Source organism: Shinella pollutisoli (assembly GCF_024609765.1).
In the GTDB taxonomy this organism is placed as follows: Bacteria; Pseudomonadota; Alphaproteobacteria; order Rhizobiales; family Rhizobiaceae; genus Shinella; species Shinella pollutisoli.
Map to the genome: position 1 here is coordinate 24778 of NZ_JANFDG010000032.1, position 15009 is coordinate 39786.

The window sequence follows — 15009 nt, forward strand, 5'->3', positions numbered from 1 at the left end:
CCAGCTCGGAGGATGCGGTGCGCGGTCTCGATTTCAGCTCCTGGCAGAACCTGATCCTGACCCTGATCGGGCTCGCCGTCTTCACGCTGATCAGCATGGGCATCCGGCTCATCATGATGTTCACCATCCAGCAGCGCCGCGAGCGGGCGAACCGGCAGATCAACGAGCGCCTGAAGACGCTGATCGCCGCCTACAAGGTGCTGGGCGGCTCCTTCACGGGAAGCCTGCTGGTGGACCCGACCCATCTCGGCGACCTGCGCCGGCGGCAGGCCGATCCGGCCGAGGAGGCGCTGTCCGGCTCGGACCGCGCCCGGCGCATCCGCGATGCCGTCGAGGCCGCCTTGTCGGATATCGTCCTGCTCGGCACCGAGGAGCAGGTGCGGCTCGCCGAGAAGGCGGCGCGCGAGCTGGTCGCCGGCCGCCCGGTCGAGACGGGCGATCTCGTGGTGTCGCTGCGCGACTTCATCCGCGATGCGCTCGACCTCGATCCCGTGCCGGGCGATCTCGACATTCCGCGGCAGGGACCTGCCCGGCCTTCCGGCTCCGGCGGCGGCGGCCGCAACCGTGCCGAGGGCGGAGGCCGGAGCGGCGGTGGCGGCGGCATGGGAACGGGAGGCGGCATGGGCGGCGGCGGAACGGGCCTCGGCGAGGCCGAGACGGACCAGCCGGCGCAGGGCTCGGTGCGCTAGAGCAATTCCAGCAAAAGTGTGCAGCGGTTTTGCGTCCGGAATTGCGTGAAAACAAAAGGATAGAGCGTTTTCGCGATTCGGAGAAAAGCGGAAATGCTCTAGGATCGACGATCCGCCATGCCGGCTCCCGATCCTGGTTCCGGGCGCAGCCGGTCAAGCGCGGTCAACGCATTCTCGATGGCGGCGCCCGAGGCCGTGTTGTCGAAGACGCACCAGCCGTCCGGAGCGAGCTTCTCCAGGAATGCGTCGATCTCCTTCCCGTCATAGGAGGAGTAGTAGACCTTCGGCTTGCCGTGAAGGCGGACATAGCTCGCCGTCGGAAAGTCGTCGCCGCGCCAGATGAGGGGCGGATCGGCCAGGACGCGGTCGATCCGGAACCGTCGCAGCAACTCTCGCGCCGTCTCGCCCGTCCAGCTCGCATGGCGCGGCTCGATGACGATCGGTCCGGCATGGGTGTCGCGCATCGCGGCGAAGGCTTCCCCCGCCACCCGCGCGTCGAAGGCGAGCGACGGCGGGAGCTGGCAGAGCAGCGGCCCGCGCTTCTCGCCGAGCGGGGCGATATCGCCGAGGAATTCGGCGAACAATCCCGAGATGCCGGCAAGCCGTTTCGCGTGGGTGATCTCGCGCGGCATCTTCAGCGCGAAGCGGAAATCGTCCGGGACCGAACCGGCCCAGCGCGCAAACGTGTCCGGCCGATGGCGGCGGTAGAAGGTCGAGTTGACCTCGACGCCGGGAAAGACCGCGGCATAGCGGGCAAGGCCGGAGCCTTCCTGCGGAAAGCGGGCGGCCACGGTCTTGGGTATCGACCAGGCGGCGGTGGCGATGACGGGCACGGTCCTCTCCCGGCGTTTGCGGCTTGTCGCGCCTCAACGCCGGAAGGCCCTCAAATGGTTCCCCGCGGCGTCTAGGCGAGATAGCGCTGGAACCAGGCGATGGTGCGGTCCCAGGCGAGCTTGGCGGCCGCCTCGTCGTAGCGCGGCGTCGAATCGTTGTGGAAGCCGTGGTTGACGCCGGGATAGATATAGGCCTCGTAGGTGGTGCCGGCGGCCTTCAGCGCCGCCTCGTAGGCCGGCCAGCCGGCGTTGACGTTGTCGTCGTGCTCGGCGTAGTGCAGGAGCAGCGGCGCCTTGATGCGCGGCACGTCCTCCGGCCGTGCCTGGCGGCCGTAGAACGGGACGGCGGCGGCGAGCTCCGGATAGGCGACGGCGGCCGCGTTCGCCACCCCGCCGCCGTAACAGAAGCCGGTGATGCCGACCTTGCCGGTGGTGAGCTCGCTTGCCATCAGGTATTCGACGGCGGCGAAGAAGTCGTTCATCAGCTTTTCCGGGTCGACCGTCTGCTGCAGCTCGCGGCCCTTCTCGTCATTGCCGGGATAGCCGCCGACGGAGGTGAGCCCGTCGGGCGCGAGCGCCACGAAGCCGGCCTTGGCCACGCGCCGCGCCACGTCCTCGATATAGGGATTGAGGCCCCGGTTCTCGTGCACGACGACCACGCCCGGCGCCTTGCCCTCCACCTTGGCGGGGCGCACGAGATAGGCGCGCACCTCGCCGTTGCCCTTCTCCGAGGTATAGGTGATGTATTCCGCGACGATGTCCGGGTCGGTGAAGGCGACCTGCTGGGCGAGCGCATAGTCGGGGCTGAGCGAGGCGAGGATCGCCGCCGCCGTCACGCCGCCTACGGCGTAGCGCGCCGCGCGGTCGAGGAACTCGCGCTTGGTGATCCGGCCGTGCGCATAGAAGTCGTAAAGCTCGAGCAGTTCCTGCGGGAAGTCCTTGGCGGTCAGGCGCGTCATGCGATCCTCCTGTCGTGTCGTTTTCCGGCGAGGCGCGGATGATAAGCCAGGACGGACCGTCGCGGTGTTCACTTTTTCGATAGCCGTGCGGCCCGGCGATGCCGACCAAAGTGGGGTATGCGGGGAATTGTTTTCGATGCGGCGCGCTTTACACTGCCGCTGCCGGCATGCCGGAAACAGGATTGATCAGGAGAAGACCGTGCTCGGAGCGCTCAACCACGTCGCCATCGCCGTTCCAGACCTCGCGGCGGCCGCCGACCGCTACGCCGGCCTCGGCGCGAAGGTCTCGGCGCCGCAGGACCTGCCGGAGCACGGCGTGACCGTGGTCTTCGTCGAACTGCCCAACACCAAGATCGAGCTCCTCCATCCGCTCGGCGAGAACTCCCCCATCGCCGGCTTCCTGGAGAAGAACCCGGCGGGCGGCATCCACCATCTCTGCTTCGAGGTCGCCGACATCGCCGCCGCCGCCGATACGGTGCGCGCCGCCGGCGCCCGCATCCTCGGCGACGGCACGCCGAGGATCGGCGCGCACGGAAAACCCGTCCTCTTCGCCCATCCCAAGGATTTCAACGGCGCCCTCGTGGAGTTCGAGGAGGCCGGTTGATCGCGCGCATTGCAATCCGCGCGCGGACGGCCCAGAAGAGGCTCCGCGAGGGAAAGGGAGCGAGCCTTATGGACAACGAGGAATTCCGCCGGTGGTCGCAGCGCGCGGCGGACTGGGGCGCGGACTATCGCGCCGGCCTGCGCGAGCGTCCGGTCCGGGCGCGCACGAAGCCCGGCGACATCGCCCGGCAGATCGCCGACCACGCACCCGAAACCGGCGAGCCGATGGAGGCGATCTTCGCCGATTTCGAGCGGATCGTGCCGGACGGGCTGACGCACTGGCAGCATCCGCGCTTCTTCGCCTATTTCCCGGCCAATGCCGCGCCCGTCTCCGTCGTCGCCGACTATCTCGTCACGGCGATCGCCGCCCAATGCATGCTCTGGCAGACCTCGCCGGCGGCGACGGAGATGGAGACGAAGGTCACCGACTGGCTGCGCCAGGCGCTCGGCCTGCCGGCGGGCTTTGCCGGCGTCATCCAGGATTCCGCCTCCACCGCCACGCTCGCCGCCGTGCTGACGATGCGCGAGAGGGCGCTCGGCTGGAAGGGCAACAGCGAGGGGCTCGCCGCGCACAGGGCGGTGCGGGTCTATGCCTCGGGCCAGGTCCACACCTCCATCGACCGGGCGATCTGGATCTCCGGCATCGGCGAGGCGAATCTCGTGCGCATCCCGACCGCGGGGCCGCTCAACGGCATGGACCCGGAGGCGCTCGCCGCGGCGATTGCGGCGGACCTTGCGGCAGGGCACATCCCGGCCGGCATCGTCGCCTGCACGGGCGGCACATCCATCGGCGCCTGCGATCCGATCGGCGCGGTCGCCGCCGTGGCGAAACGCTACGGCCTCTACCTGCATGTCGACGCCGCCTGGGCCGGCTCGGCGATGATCTGCCCGGAGTTCCGCACGCTCTGGGAAGGCGTCGAGGCGGCCGATTCCATCGTCTTCAACCCGCACAAATGGCTCGGCGCCAATTTCGACTGCTCGGTGCAGTTCCTGCGCGATCCGGAGGCGCAGGTGCGCACGCTGGCGATCCATCCCGAATACCTGAAGACCCACGGCCATGACGGCATCGTCAACTATTCCGAATGGTCGGTGCCGCTCGGCCGGCGCTTCCGCGCGCTGAAGCTGTGGTTCCTGATGCGCCATCACGGCCTCGAAGGCCTGCGGGCGATGATCCGCAACCACGTCGCCTGGGCGCGGGCGCTGGCGGAACGGCTGGCGGCGGAACCCGATTTCGAGATCGTCAGCGCGCCGGTGCTGTCGCTCTTCTCCTTCCGCCACACGGGCGGGGCGGATGCCGATGCACACAACATAGCGCTTACCAACGCCATCAACGACGACGGCCGCATCTACCTCACCCAGACGCGCGTCGACGGGCGCATCGCCATCCGCTTCCAGGCCGGCCAGTTCGAGATGACGCAGGCGGATGCGGACGCGGCCTTGGCGGCGATCACCGGGGTGGCACGCCGCCTTTCCCCTTGATTCGGCCGGATGCCCCGCACATCTGTGGACGGAAAGGAATAGAGCGATGCTGACCATCGGAGACCTCTCCAGAACCACGGGCGTCAAGGTGCCGACCATCCGCTACTACGAGCAGATGGGCCTGCTTTCGCCGGCCGAGCGGTCGGAGGGCAACCAGCGGCGCTATACGGCGGAGGAACGCGACCGGCTCGCCTTCATCCGCCACGCCCGCGACCTCGGCCTCACCATCGAGGCGATCCGCGACCTGATCGAGCTGAGCCGCCACCCGGAGCGCCCCTGCGCCGACGCCGACCGCATCGCCGCCGACCAGCTTGCCGCCGTGCGCCGCAAGATCGCCCGGCTGAAGAAGCTCGAGGCCGAGCTCGAACGTATCACCACCCACTGCCATTCCAACCAGATCCGCGACTGCTACGTCATCCGCGCGCTCGCCAACCACGATCTTTGCGAGGGCGAGCATGATTGAGGGCGGGGCGCTGCCCCTCATCCCCCTGCCGGGACCTTCTCCCCGCAAGCGGGGAGAAGGGGGAAGGCGGCACGGCATCGGTTCCTCGCCCCGCTTGCGGGGAGAGGATGCCGGCAGGCAGGTGAGGGGCAGTCCTACCGCATCGGCCGCAGCAGCCTGAGCGCGTTCAGCGTCACCAGCACCGTCGCCCCCGTATCCGCCAGGATCGCCGGCCAGAGCCCGGTGATGCCGGCGATGGTTGTGACGAGGAAGACGGCCTTGAGGCCGAGCGCCACGGCGATGTTCTGGACGATGTTGCGCATCGTCCGCTTCGAGAGGTCGATCATCCGCGCGACGTCGCCGACGCGGCCGTGCAGGATCGCCGCGTCGGCTGTCTCCAGCGCCACGTCCGTGCCGCCGCCCATGGCGATGCCGATGTCGGCGGCGGCGAGCGCCGGCGCGTCGTTGATGCCGTCGCCGACCTTGCCGACGGAAAAGCCTTCGGCCTTCAATTCGCCGACGATGCGCTGCTTGTCCTCGGGCAGCAGCTCGGCGCGCACGTCGATGCCGAGCCGTGTACCGATGGCGGCCGCGGTGCGCGCGTTGTCGCCCGTCAGCATGAGCGTGCGGATGCCGGCATCGGCGAGCGTCTTCAGGCCCGCCGTCGCATCGGCCCGCGGCTCGTCGCGCATGGCGATCGCGCCGGCGAGCATTCCGTCCGCCACGACGAGCGAGACGGTCTTGCCCTGATCGTTGAGGGCCCTCACCGCGGCGCGGGTCTCCTCGGAAAGGGGTGCCTGCTCCGCCGCGGCCTTCGGCGAACCGAGGAAGACCTCGACGCCTTCGACCGTGCCGGCGACGCCCTTGCCGCCGAGCGCGCGGGCGCCGGAGACCGGGGGAGGCACGATGCCGTCCTTCGCCGCCCATTCGAGGATGGCGAGGGCCAGCGGATGGCTGGAGCCGGTCTCCAGCGCCGCGGCAAGCCGCAGCACCTCGTCCGCCGGGCGGCCGAGGGGGAGCACGTCCGTCACCTGCGGCCGGCCTTCCGTCAGCGTGCCGGTCTTGTCGAAGGCGACGGCGGTCAGCCGGCCGAGCCCTTCCAGCACCGCGCCGCCCTTCATCAGCAGGCCGCGCCGCGCGCCGGCCGACAGCGCCGCGGCGATCGCCGCCGGCGTCGAGATCACCAGCGCGCAGGGGCAGCCGATCAGGAGCACCGCCAGCCCCTTGTAGATCCATTCGCTCCAGGCGCCGCCGAGGAGGAGCGGCGGCAGGACCGCCACCAGCGCCGCGACGACGACCACGCCCGGCGTGTACCAGCGCGAGAATCGGTCGATGAAGCGCTCCGTCGGCGCCTTGGATTCCTGCGCCTCCTCCACCAGCCGGACGACGCGGGCGATGGTGTTGTCCTCGGCCGCTGCCGTGACACGGATGCGCAGCGCCGCGTCGCCGTTCACCGTGCCGGCGAAGACCGTGTCGCCGGCGCCCTTCAGCACCGGCACGCTTTCGCCGGTCACGGGCGCCTCGTCCACGGTGCTCTCGCCGTCGAGCACCGTGCCGTCCGCCGGGATGCGCTCGCCGGGGCGCACGAGGATCGTCGCGCCGACGGCAAGCGTCTGCGCCGCCACCTCGCGCGTCGTGCCGTTCTCTTCCAGGAGCGCGGTCTTCGGCACCAGAGCGGCGAGCGCCGTGATGCCGGCGCGCGCCTTGCCCGCCGCCACCCCTTCCAGCAGCTCGCCGACGAGGAACAGGAAGACGACGGCCGCCGCCTCTTCCGCCGCGTTGATGATCACCGCGCCGGTCGCCGCGATCGTCATCAGCGTCTCGATGGAGAAGGGCGTGCCGGCGCGGGCGGCCATGAAGGCCCGGCGCGCGATCGGCACGAGCCCCACCAGCATGGCGACCGTGAAGGCATGAGGTCCGATCGCCGGAAACAGCAGGCCGATGCCGTAGGCCGCCATAAGCGCCATGCCGGCGACGATCGTCAGCCGGCCCTTGCGCCCGGCCCACCAGGGACCGTCCGACGGTCCGTGGTCATGGCCATGCAGGCCTTCGTGCGCTTCATGCCCGCGGCCGGCGTCGTGGCGATGGCCCTCGGCCTCCGCGCCGCTTCCCGCCGGATCCACCGCATAGCCGAGGCCCGTCACCTGCCGGCGGATGGCGTCGAGGTCGCTCGCCGCGTCGTGGTCGACCACCATCGTCCCCGCCGTCACCGACACGGCGACGTCGCGCACGCCCGGCAGGCGCCGCACGGCCGTGTCGATCTTGCCGGCGCAGGAGGCGCAGTCCATGCCGCCCACCCGGAAACGCGTCTGTCTTGCCTCGGTCATCATCCGCTTCCCTGTTTCGCTTCCTTTCCTTCTACGACCTCTAGGAACTAGAGGTGCAAGGCCCTCCGGCGAGGAAAATTCTCTTCTGTTGAAACCGGTGGCGATCTCGTGCTAAAGGCCCCGCACTTTGTTGCAGGTTTCATCTGCTGGTTGGGGAGAGCGCCATGTCCGACGACGCTTTCTTCCAATCGGGGATGGGCTCGGTCGATGCCCCCCGAACGGAAGATTTTCTTGCGAGGCCTGCCTTCCACGCAGGTACCCGCATCGCACGCCTCGTCCCCGAGCGGACGCGGCCCGGATTTTCCGTGCGCGCCCATGCGGCGCGCCGCTTGAGAGGCAACAGCGCGAAAGCGCTGATCCCGCGCCGGGTTCCGGGCACGATCCCGTCCTGACGCCGGTCTTTCCTTCAGCCGATCCCCTTTCGTGAGCCGCAGGCGCCGCTGCGCCCGTCCTTCACGATCACGTCACGCCGCCGATGCACAGTCGCGGCAAACATTCCGCAATCGAACGGGCACGCCAGAATGCAGCTTACGACACCCTATTACCTGATCGACAAGGCGAAGCTCCTGCGCAACATGGAGACGATCGCCCGCGTGCGCGAGGCCTCCGGCGCCAAGGCGCTGCTCGCCCTGAAGTGCTTCGCCACCTGGTCGGTCTTCGACCTGATGCGCGACTACATGGACGGCACGACCTCCTCCTCGCTCAACGAGGTGCGCCTCGGCCACGAGCGCTTCGGCAAGGAGACGCACGCCTATTCCGTCGCCTATGCGGACTACGAGATCGACGAGGTCGTCTTCCACGCCGACAAGATCATCTTCAACTCCATCGGCCAGCTCGACCGCTTCGCCGACAGGGCGTCCGGCATCGTGCGCGGCCTGCGCCTCAATCCGCAGGTGAGCTCCTCCAGCTTCGACCTCGCCGATCCGGCACGGCCCTTCTCGCGCCTCGGCGAATGGGACGTGGCGAAGGTCGAGGGTGTCATGGACCGGATCTCCGGCTTCATGATCCACAACAATTGCGAGAACAGCGACTTCGCGCTGTTCGACCGGATGCTCGGCACGATCGAGGAGCGCTTCGCGGCCCTCCTCAAGAAGGCCGAATGGGTGAGCCTCGGCGGCGGCATCCATTTCACCGGCGACGACTATCCCGTCGAGCGCTTTTCCGAGCGGCTGAAGCGCTTTTCCGGCGACTACGGCGTGCAGGTCTACCTGGAGCCGGGCGAGGCCTCGATCACGAAATCGACGACGCTGGAGGTCACCGTGCTCGACACGCTCTTCAACGGCAAGAACCTCGCCGTGGTCGACAGTTCCATAGAGGCGCACATGCTGGACCTGCTGATCTACCGCGAGAGCGCCAAGGTCGCGCCGAACGCCGGCCCGCATCGCTACATGGTGTGCGGGAAATCCTGCCTCGCCGGCGACATCTTCGGCGAGTTCGATTTCGAGCAGGAACTGAGGGTGGGCGACCGCATTTCGATCCAGGACGCGGCCGGCTACACCATGGTCAAGAAGAACTGGTTCAACGGCGTGAAGATGCCGGCCATCGCCATCCGCGAGCTGGACGGCACGATCAGGACCGTCCGCGAGTTTTCCTACGCGGACTACGAACAGAGCCTCTCGTAGGGCTCGGAATAAAGGGCAGAAGGAGTTTCCCCCGGAATGAAGAAGAACGTTCTCATCATCGGCGCCGGCGGCGTCGCGCAGGTCGTGGCGCACAAGTGCGCCCAGAACAACGATGTGCTGGGCGACATCCACATCGCCTCGCGCACCAAGGCGAAGTGCGACAAGATCATCGCGTCCGTTCATGAGAAGAAGGCGCTGAAGCAGCCGGGCGTGCTCGAAGGCCATGCCCTCGACGCGCTCGACATCGAGGCGACCAAGGCGCTCATCCAGAAGACCGGCGCCGAGATCGTCATCAACGTCGGCACGGCCTTCCTCAACATGTCGGTGCTGCGCGCCTGCATGGACACCGGCGTCGCCTATATCGATACGGCGATCCACGAGGAGCCGGGCAAGATCTGCGAGACGCCGCCGTGGTACGGGAACTACGAGTGGAAGCGCGCCGCCGAATGCGAGGAGAAGGGCATCACCGCCATCCTCGGCGCCGGCTTCGACCCGGGCGTCGTCAACGCCTATGCCAAGCTCGCCAAGGACGAGTATCTCGACAAGGTGACGGACGTCGACATCGTCGACATCAACGCCGGCAGCCACGGCAGGTATTTCGCCACGAACTTCGACCCGGAGATCAACTTCCGCGAATTCACCGGCGTCGTCTATTCCTGGCAGAACGGCCAGTGGCAGACGAACAAGATGTTCGAGATCGGCAAGGAATACGACCTGCCGGTGGTCGGCAAGCGCAAGGCCTATCTCTGCGGCCACGACGAGGTGCACTCGCTCGCCAAGAACATGGACGGCGCGGACGTGCGCTTCTGGATGGGCTTCGGCGACCACTACATCAACGTCTTCACCGTGCTGAAGTCGATCGGGCTCCTCTCCGAGCAGCCGGTGAAGCTCGCCGAAGGCCAGGAGGTCGTGCCGCTCAAGGTCGTCAAGGCCTGCCTGCCCGATCCGGCTTCGCTTGCCCCCGACTACGAGGGCAAGACCTGCATCGGCGACTACGTGAAGGGTCTCAAGGACGGCAAGGAGAAGACCGTCTTCATCTACAACGTGGCCGACCACAAGGAAGCCTACGAGGAAGTGGGCTCGCAGGGCATCTCCTACACCGCCGGCGTCCCCCCGGTCGCCGCGGCGATGCTGATCGCCACCGGCGAATGGGACGTGAAGCGGATGGCGAACGTCGAGGAACTGCCGCCGAAGCCCTTCATCAACCTGCTCAACCGCATCGGCCTGCCGACGCGCATCCAGGACGAGAACGGCGACCGCCCGGTCAGCTTCGACTGATCCGCCCGGTGCCGAAACCGACATGCCCCGGCCCCGACCGGGGCATGTCCCCCTTCGAAATTCCTCTTTGCAAACCTCCGACAACCATTGAACCCGCCGCCAAGCTGCGCTATGAACCCGCAGGCCCGGCACACCGGGTCATACGGATGCACCCGTAGCTCAGCTGGATAGAGTGTTGGATTCCGATTCCAAAGGTCACAGGTTCGAATCCTGTCGGGTGCGCCATTTCAGAACAGAACTATGAACGCCGAACGCCGCCGTTTCTACGCTTGAAGCGGCGACCAGCGTTCGCAGCAGTTCCGATTTCGATCCCATGATGCGAACCTCGTCGTCGGCGACTTCGACACGCTGCGCGAGCGCGCGCAGGTGGTCGCGGCGGTAGCCGCCATCGTCGAGCCGTATTCGCTCACGGGCCTTAAGGGCGAACCCCTTGAGCATGTCAGGGCTGATGCCCTGATTGCCTGAACTGTCGAGCGCGAGCTGCGTCCGCTCGGCATCGGCGGTGGCTTGATCCCGCAACGCCTTGAGGCTCGCCATGCGCTCTTTCGCCATGGCGTCGTCCTTGTCCACCATGCCGGCTTCGATGGCGTCAAAGAGACGGCCGAGCCGCTGGTCGGCGTCCGTGATTCGCCGGTTCAGCTCGGCAAGATGCTCGCGGCGGCGCTCGGCTCGCTCCTGCCGCCGGTCGATGACGCTGGCGAGGACGGTTTCCAGCCGCTTGGGCCGGAGCAGACGATCCCCGATATAATCGGCGACCATATGGTCCAGCTTATCCATCGGGATCGTGCGACCCTTGCAGCCAGTCTTGCCCTGCCGGGCCTTGGTCGAACAGGTATAGTAGCGGTATGTCGCGCCGGTGCTGCCTCGGCCGGTGCGGAGCGTCATCGCGCCCCCGCATTTGGCGCAGAAGCAAATGCCGGTCAGGAGCGTCGGGCCGCTGGAGACGCGCGCCGGCGTCACCATGGGATTGCGGGATTTGAGGCGGGCTTGCACCGCGTCATAAATCTCGCGCTCGATCAGAGACGGCACGGCCATGATAGCGACCTCGTTCTCCGGCTTCTTCTCCCGGTTTTTATGCGAGCGCGTGTTGAATCTGTGTTCGCCGATATAGGTGGTCCGGGTCAGGATGGCGTGGATTTGCGCCAGCCCCCATTTCCCACCGTCACGGGTGAAGAAGCCGCGCTCGTTGAGATAAGCGGCAATAGCCTTGACGCCCATTGCGCCGGACGTGCCGTCACCTTCGAGATAGAGCCGATAGATCAGCCGCACGGTGTCGGCGTGCAGCGGGTCAATCTCCAGCTTCTTCTTGATCTTCGATCCGCGCTGCTCGGCCGCGACGATGCGATAGCCGATGGGTGGTCGTGCGCCGTTCCAAAAGCCTTGCCGGGCATTCTCGTTCATGGCGCGCAGGACGTGCTTGGCGTTTTCCTTGGACTGATACTCGTCGAACAGCGCCATGATCTGCCGCATCATCTGGTGCATGGGGTCATCCCCCATTTCCTGCGTGACAGACACTAACTTGACGCCGTTTTTCGCCAGCTTCCTGACGTAGAACTCCATCTCGAAGTGATCGCGGAAGAAACGCGAGAAGCTATGCACCACAACTATATCGAAGGGCGCAGGCTTGGACGTGCCGGCCTCGATCATGCGCTGGAACTCGGGGCGCTTGTCGTTGGTGGCGGTTGCGCCCGGTTCCACATAAGTCTCAACGAGCTGATAGCCGCGTTGCTCGCAATAGGCTTCACCCTGCCGCTTCTGGTCGGGAATGGAAATGTCATGCTCGGCCTGCCGGGCGGTCGAGACGCGCAGGTAGAGGGCTGCGCGGGCGGTAACGGTTGGGCTGTGCATGTTCATGGTCGGCCTCCCATAGCTTTCTTCGCCTTGGGGCGGTCGATTAGGGGCAACGCCAGTTCCACTCGGTCATGGACCACCTTGGGCGCGAGCTTGCGCCCATGCCCCGGCTCAAGCCGCACAAGCCCGTAGCTCTCCATGGTTTTCAGGGTGCGTGACAGATTGGAGCCGGCCCGGCCGGTGATTTCCGCCAGTTCTTCCAGCGATGCCGGGGCCTTCTCGGCGATGACGCGAAGCAACTCGCGGTTCCCGGCCGACAGCACCTTGGCGAAGGATTCGGTCGAGGTGAACCACACCTTCGGGTCGCCGGGCGCGGGCTTTTCCTCGCCCTTGGCAATCCGCATGGTGCGGGCCTTCATTTCTTCATAGTCGGCAATCCCGACTTTCAATGTGGTCATAGGGCACCTCGCTCCTTCAAAACCGCGTCTGCCGCCTGCCAGAAGTCGGCCAACAGCGTGGCCGCATCCTCGTAGGCGTAAGGCTTCACGGTCTGGAGGCGGTGCCGATGGTCCATCGGCTCGCCCCTCCTGCCTCGGCCAACGGGATGGGCGTTATCGAAGCCGACCAGCCGTTCGCCCGAAGGCCCGTGAAGCGTGAGCGAATAATCGAGGCCGTGCGGCTTTTCCGGCGAGGCCGGAACGCGGGTGACGACGAACTTCACCCAATGGCCGCCCTCGGGATCGACAAAGAGCATCTGTCCATCAAGGTCCAGAAGTGTGTCGAGGCCCGGATCACGATGCCCGCTCACGCCTTTTTCCTATCAGTTTGTGATAGGAATTGCAAGCTGTCATCCGGCTTTCGTGGGTTCAAGAGTTCGTCGAACACATCGCCGAACCAACGCTCGAACACGTCAATCTCGGCCTCGGTGACAGGAATGTCCTCCGGCCAATCGTCCGTGACACGCATCCTCTGGCCGTCCGGGCCGAGAAGGGGCGCGTCGGCAGCTCGTGCCCGGCCGTCCGACGTGGGATCGTCGGCGTAATCGAAAAGATCGTCGGGAAGTGGTTCGGGGATCGACTGTCGCGGTCGCCCCTTGCGGGCGCGGCGGCGCTCTGCGCACATGGAATCCTCCTTGGTTCTGGTGGATTCCGGGGCATCAAAACCCCGGAATAAGCGAACCATGGAGGGCAGTCGGCGGCCTGTAGCGTGCCGCATTTGCGCCTATGCGTTGGCGGCACCCCATCGCTTGATGAAGTCAACCTGAGGATGTCACGAGGATATATATCAAGCGAGCGCAGGAAGCTTGAATAAAGCCGCGAACGGGTCGAGCTGCTCGATACAAGAAAGAATTCACTTGGGCGCGATAAAAGGCGATGCTTCATGCACGCGCGGGCCGAGGGGGAAATTCATCGTGGCTACCGAGAGGATCAGAATCAGAACGAAGCTTCTTGGTTTGAGTAAGGTCGTTCACAACGCGCAGTTCCAAGTAAAGACGGTGCTAACTCTTGAGCCATTTGACTACGTTGATCTCTGGCTGCGTCGTCAACACAAAGACGAAGCGCTATTTTACTGGAGACAGGCGCGAGATTTCCATCGAGCATCAATTGGGTTGCCGATGGAGTCGGCTCCTTTGGTGCTCTACTATTGCTTTATGAATGCAGCCAAAGCGTTGCTCGCTTCAAAGGGGGTTACCTTCAACCCTCATCATGGCGTGGGGCCGCATCGCATGAGGGGGCAAAACAGCAAAGTAGTCCTCAGCAATGAGGGAATAGCAATTCGACCGAATGGAATCGTGCCAGCGCTTGCAGGCTATTTTGGCGAAGCCGAGCCCAGCCAGACCCACAGCCTTGAGGATGTGCTATACAACCTTGTTTTCGTGCACCGTACTTACTGCCTTAGCTATCCGAATAAGAAAGAACGGTTCCTGCCGCTCAAGAATCTCGCTTTCGTTCGAGACAGCGATACCAATGAGGTTCGGTTTACGGCGGATGTCGTCGATGACGCTGATTGGAAGTTTTTTCGAAAGCAGCTGCCACCAGAAGTGACGGCTGCTCAAGGCGGTTCGGCGACAATAAACTCGATTAGGACAATTGTATGGGCATCATTGGATAAACCCAACGAGGCAGAACTCGAAGACCTGAGGCAGCTCAATGAAGAACTTCGCCGTGTACTGCATTACATTAACGGCGCTCATACGCTCTGGTATCTGAAGTCGACTGGCACTTACGAAATCGATCGACGGCCAATCACGCTCACGCTTGCGGCCATGCACCGACTGAGCGAGATTTGCCGTTACAAGCCATCCGAGTTGCGTTCTTTTCTTGATGGGCAGAAAAACTGGTTACTGAGCGAATTTGTCGCCATGGCACCTGCACAGTTTCTTGACGAAATTGCGTGTGAGATGACCGGCCACCAGATCATGATCCCAAATGTACGTACTCCCGTGTGAGGTCGCAGCATGAAGATTTATATAGCTTGCGGCCTTACGCACGTGCCCCGTAGCATCTTCATCGAATATACTGCGTACTTGCATGAGCTTGCGGGTACTCTGAAAACGATTCCGGCTGTTGCCAGCGTGCGGTATGCGCTTGTCGACAGTGATCCGCAGTTGGCATCGAAGCCTGCGTCCGATCGTGCCGCGCTTTGCTATGATTGGGATAGACGAATGGTCGAGGAAGCCGACCTGCTGGTCGCAGAAGCCAGCTTTCCTTCCACAGGCCTAGGTATCGAGCTGCAAATTGCAGAAACGGAAGGAAAGCCAGTCATCATGCTAATCGGTGATCTTGGCATCAATCGCGTCGGTCGGGCTCATTACGAGAACCCTGACCATAGCGAGCACGACCTGCAGATCGGCGACGGCATTGTTTCACTTATGGCGCTCGGCTTGCCCGCAATCCGTAAGATCGTGCCTTACAAGGCATTTGGAGAGGCGATCTCCGGCGCTGTAGCGGCCGTTAGCTTATACGGGCAGGCATAGCGGGCGAAA

At 65.3% G+C, this 15009-nt stretch carries 16 protein-coding genes and 1 tRNA gene; 10 read left to right on the forward strand and 7 right to left on the reverse strand.

The window, feature by feature from the left end; genetic code table 11:
- The first annotated feature begins 17 nt into the window (after window positions 1-17).
- Window positions 18-689 (forward strand): hypothetical protein, encoded by a 672-nt coding sequence (locus NNZ72_RS21470; protein ID WP_257317687.1) that lies wholly within the window; start codon window positions 18-20, stop codon window positions 687-689.
- Between the two features lie 98 nt (window positions 690-787).
- Here NNZ72_RS21470 and NNZ72_RS21475 read toward each other — a convergent pair whose 3' ends face one another.
- Both NNZ72_RS21475 and yghX read right to left on the reverse strand, forming a co-directional pair.
- The gene (locus NNZ72_RS21475) at window positions 788-1522 is read right to left on the reverse strand and encodes a DUF72 domain-containing protein (RefSeq protein WP_257317689.1); all 735 of its coding nucleotides are present in this window, start codon (window positions 1520-1522) and stop codon (window positions 788-790) included.
- A gap of 71 nt (window positions 1523-1593) precedes the next feature.
- Window positions 1594-2481 (reverse strand): YghX family hydrolase, encoded by an 888-nt coding sequence (gene yghX / locus NNZ72_RS21480; protein ID WP_257317691.1) that lies wholly within the window; start codon window positions 2479-2481, stop codon window positions 1594-1596.
- A gap of 199 nt (window positions 2482-2680) precedes the next feature.
- On the opposite strand from yghX, the gene mce reads away from it, so the two are divergent.
- The 3 genes from mce to NNZ72_RS21495 all read left to right on the forward strand — a co-directional run bounded on the left by mce (window position 2681) and on the right by NNZ72_RS21495 (window position 5026).
- A complete protein-coding gene (gene mce, locus NNZ72_RS21485; RefSeq protein WP_257317692.1) occupies window positions 2681-3085 on the forward strand; it encodes a methylmalonyl-CoA epimerase in 405 nt (134 codons plus the stop codon).
- A gap of 68 nt (window positions 3086-3153) precedes the next feature.
- Complete coding sequence (locus NNZ72_RS21490) at window positions 3154-4563, forward strand: pyridoxal phosphate-dependent decarboxylase family protein (protein ID WP_257317694.1); 1410 nt, start codon at window positions 3154-3156, stop codon at window positions 4561-4563.
- Between the two features lie 46 nt (window positions 4564-4609).
- Complete coding sequence (locus NNZ72_RS21495; RefSeq protein ID WP_257317696.1) at window positions 4610-5026, forward strand: MerR family transcriptional regulator; 417 nt, start codon at window positions 4610-4612, stop codon at window positions 5024-5026.
- A gap of 134 nt (window positions 5027-5160) precedes the next feature.
- Here NNZ72_RS21495 and NNZ72_RS21500 read toward each other — a convergent pair whose 3' ends face one another.
- Window positions 5161-7332, reverse strand: a complete 2172-nt coding sequence (locus NNZ72_RS21500; protein ID WP_257317697.1) for a heavy metal translocating P-type ATPase — start codon at window positions 7330-7332, stop codon at window positions 5161-5163.
- A 164-nt stretch (window positions 7333-7496) separates the two neighbouring features.
- Between NNZ72_RS21500 and NNZ72_RS21505 the strand changes: the two genes are divergently transcribed.
- From NNZ72_RS21505 to NNZ72_RS21520, 4 genes are all read left to right on the forward strand, one after another.
- The gene (locus NNZ72_RS21505) at window positions 7497-7724 is read left to right on the forward strand and encodes a hypothetical protein (RefSeq protein ID WP_257317698.1); all 228 of its coding nucleotides are present in this window, start codon (window positions 7497-7499) and stop codon (window positions 7722-7724) included.
- Between the two features lie 129 nt (window positions 7725-7853).
- Window positions 7854-8954, forward strand: coding sequence for a carboxynorspermidine decarboxylase (locus NNZ72_RS21510; protein WP_257317700.1), 1101 nt, complete (start codon window positions 7854-7856; stop codon window positions 8952-8954).
- Window positions 8955-8990: 36 nt separating this feature from the next.
- Entirely contained in the window at window positions 8991-10232 is a 1242-nt protein-coding gene (locus NNZ72_RS21515; RefSeq protein WP_257317701.1) for a saccharopine dehydrogenase family protein, read from the forward strand.
- A gap of 148 nt (window positions 10233-10380) precedes the next feature.
- A tRNA-Arg gene (locus NNZ72_RS21520) sits at window positions 10381-10457 on the forward strand.
- On the opposite strand, the gene NNZ72_RS21525 is transcribed toward NNZ72_RS21520, so the two are convergent.
- From NNZ72_RS21525 to NNZ72_RS21540, 4 genes are read right to left on the reverse strand one after another with little or no spacing between them, the layout of a single operon-like run.
- Window positions 10428-12086 carry a recombinase family protein gene (locus NNZ72_RS21525; RefSeq protein ID WP_257317702.1) on the reverse strand — a complete coding sequence of 553 codons (1659 nt, stop codon included), beginning with the start codon at window positions 12084-12086 and terminating at the stop codon, window positions 10428-10430. The genes NNZ72_RS21520 and NNZ72_RS21525 overlap by 30 nt on opposite strands.
- On the reverse strand, window positions 12083-12481 hold the full coding sequence (locus tag NNZ72_RS21530; protein ID WP_257317703.1) for an HVO_A0114 family putative DNA-binding protein: 399 nt from the start codon (window positions 12479-12481) through the stop codon (window positions 12083-12085). The genes NNZ72_RS21525 and NNZ72_RS21530 overlap by 4 nt, the downstream gene beginning before the upstream one ends.
- Window positions 12478-12831 carry a toxin-antitoxin system TumE family protein gene (locus tag NNZ72_RS21535; RefSeq protein ID WP_257317705.1) on the reverse strand — a complete coding sequence of 118 codons (354 nt, stop codon included), beginning with the start codon at window positions 12829-12831 and terminating at the stop codon, window positions 12478-12480. Before NNZ72_RS21535 ends, NNZ72_RS21530 begins: the two co-directional genes overlap by 4 nt.
- On the reverse strand, window positions 12828-13145 hold the full coding sequence (locus tag NNZ72_RS21540; RefSeq protein ID WP_257317706.1) for a hypothetical protein: 318 nt from the start codon (window positions 13143-13145) through the stop codon (window positions 12828-12830). The genes NNZ72_RS21535 and NNZ72_RS21540 overlap by 4 nt, the downstream gene beginning before the upstream one ends.
- 289 nt (window positions 13146-13434) lie before the next feature.
- Here NNZ72_RS21540 and NNZ72_RS21545 point away from each other — a divergent pair, with 289 nt between their 5' ends.
- Both NNZ72_RS21545 and NNZ72_RS21550 read left to right on the forward strand, forming a co-directional pair.
- Window positions 13435-14472, forward strand: coding sequence for a YaaC family protein (locus tag NNZ72_RS21545; RefSeq protein WP_257317708.1), 1038 nt, complete (start codon window positions 13435-13437; stop codon window positions 14470-14472).
- A gap of 9 nt (window positions 14473-14481) precedes the next feature.
- Complete coding sequence (locus NNZ72_RS21550) at window positions 14482-15000, forward strand: TIR domain-containing protein (protein ID WP_257317709.1); 519 nt, start codon at window positions 14482-14484, stop codon at window positions 14998-15000.
- The last annotated feature ends 9 nt before the right edge of the window (window positions 15001-15009 follow it).

Coding starts and splice junctions, on each gene's coding strand:
- yghX (WP_257317691.1), bottom strand. CDS start 2,481: ATGACGCGCCTGACCGCCAAGGACTTCCCGCAGGAACTGCTCGAGCTT.
- NNZ72_RS21550 (WP_257317709.1), top strand. CDS start 14,482: ATGAAGATTTATATAGCTTGCGGCCTTACGCACGTGCCCCGTAGCATC.
- NNZ72_RS21510 (WP_257317700.1), top strand. CDS start 7,854: ATGCAGCTTACGACACCCTATTACCTGATCGACAAGGCGAAGCTCCTG.
- NNZ72_RS21500 (WP_257317697.1), bottom strand. CDS start 7,332: ATGACCGAGGCAAGACAGACGCGTTTCCGGGTGGGCGGCATGGACTGC.
- NNZ72_RS21495 (WP_257317696.1), top strand. CDS start 4,610: ATGCTGACCATCGGAGACCTCTCCAGAACCACGGGCGTCAAGGTGCCG.
- NNZ72_RS21505 (WP_257317698.1), top strand. CDS start 7,497: ATGTCCGACGACGCTTTCTTCCAATCGGGGATGGGCTCGGTCGATGCC.
- NNZ72_RS21490 (WP_257317694.1), top strand. CDS start 3,154: ATGGACAACGAGGAATTCCGCCGGTGGTCGCAGCGCGCGGCGGACTGG.
- NNZ72_RS21540 (WP_257317706.1), bottom strand. CDS start 13,145: ATGTGCGCAGAGCGCCGCCGCGCCCGCAAGGGGCGACCGCGACAGTCG.
- NNZ72_RS21515 (WP_257317701.1), top strand. CDS start 8,991: ATGAAGAAGAACGTTCTCATCATCGGCGCCGGCGGCGTCGCGCAGGTC.
- NNZ72_RS21525 (WP_257317702.1), bottom strand. CDS start 12,086: ATGAACATGCACAGCCCAACCGTTACCGCCCGCGCAGCCCTCTACCTG.
- NNZ72_RS21530 (WP_257317703.1), bottom strand. CDS start 12,481: ATGACCACATTGAAAGTCGGGATTGCCGACTATGAAGAAATGAAGGCC.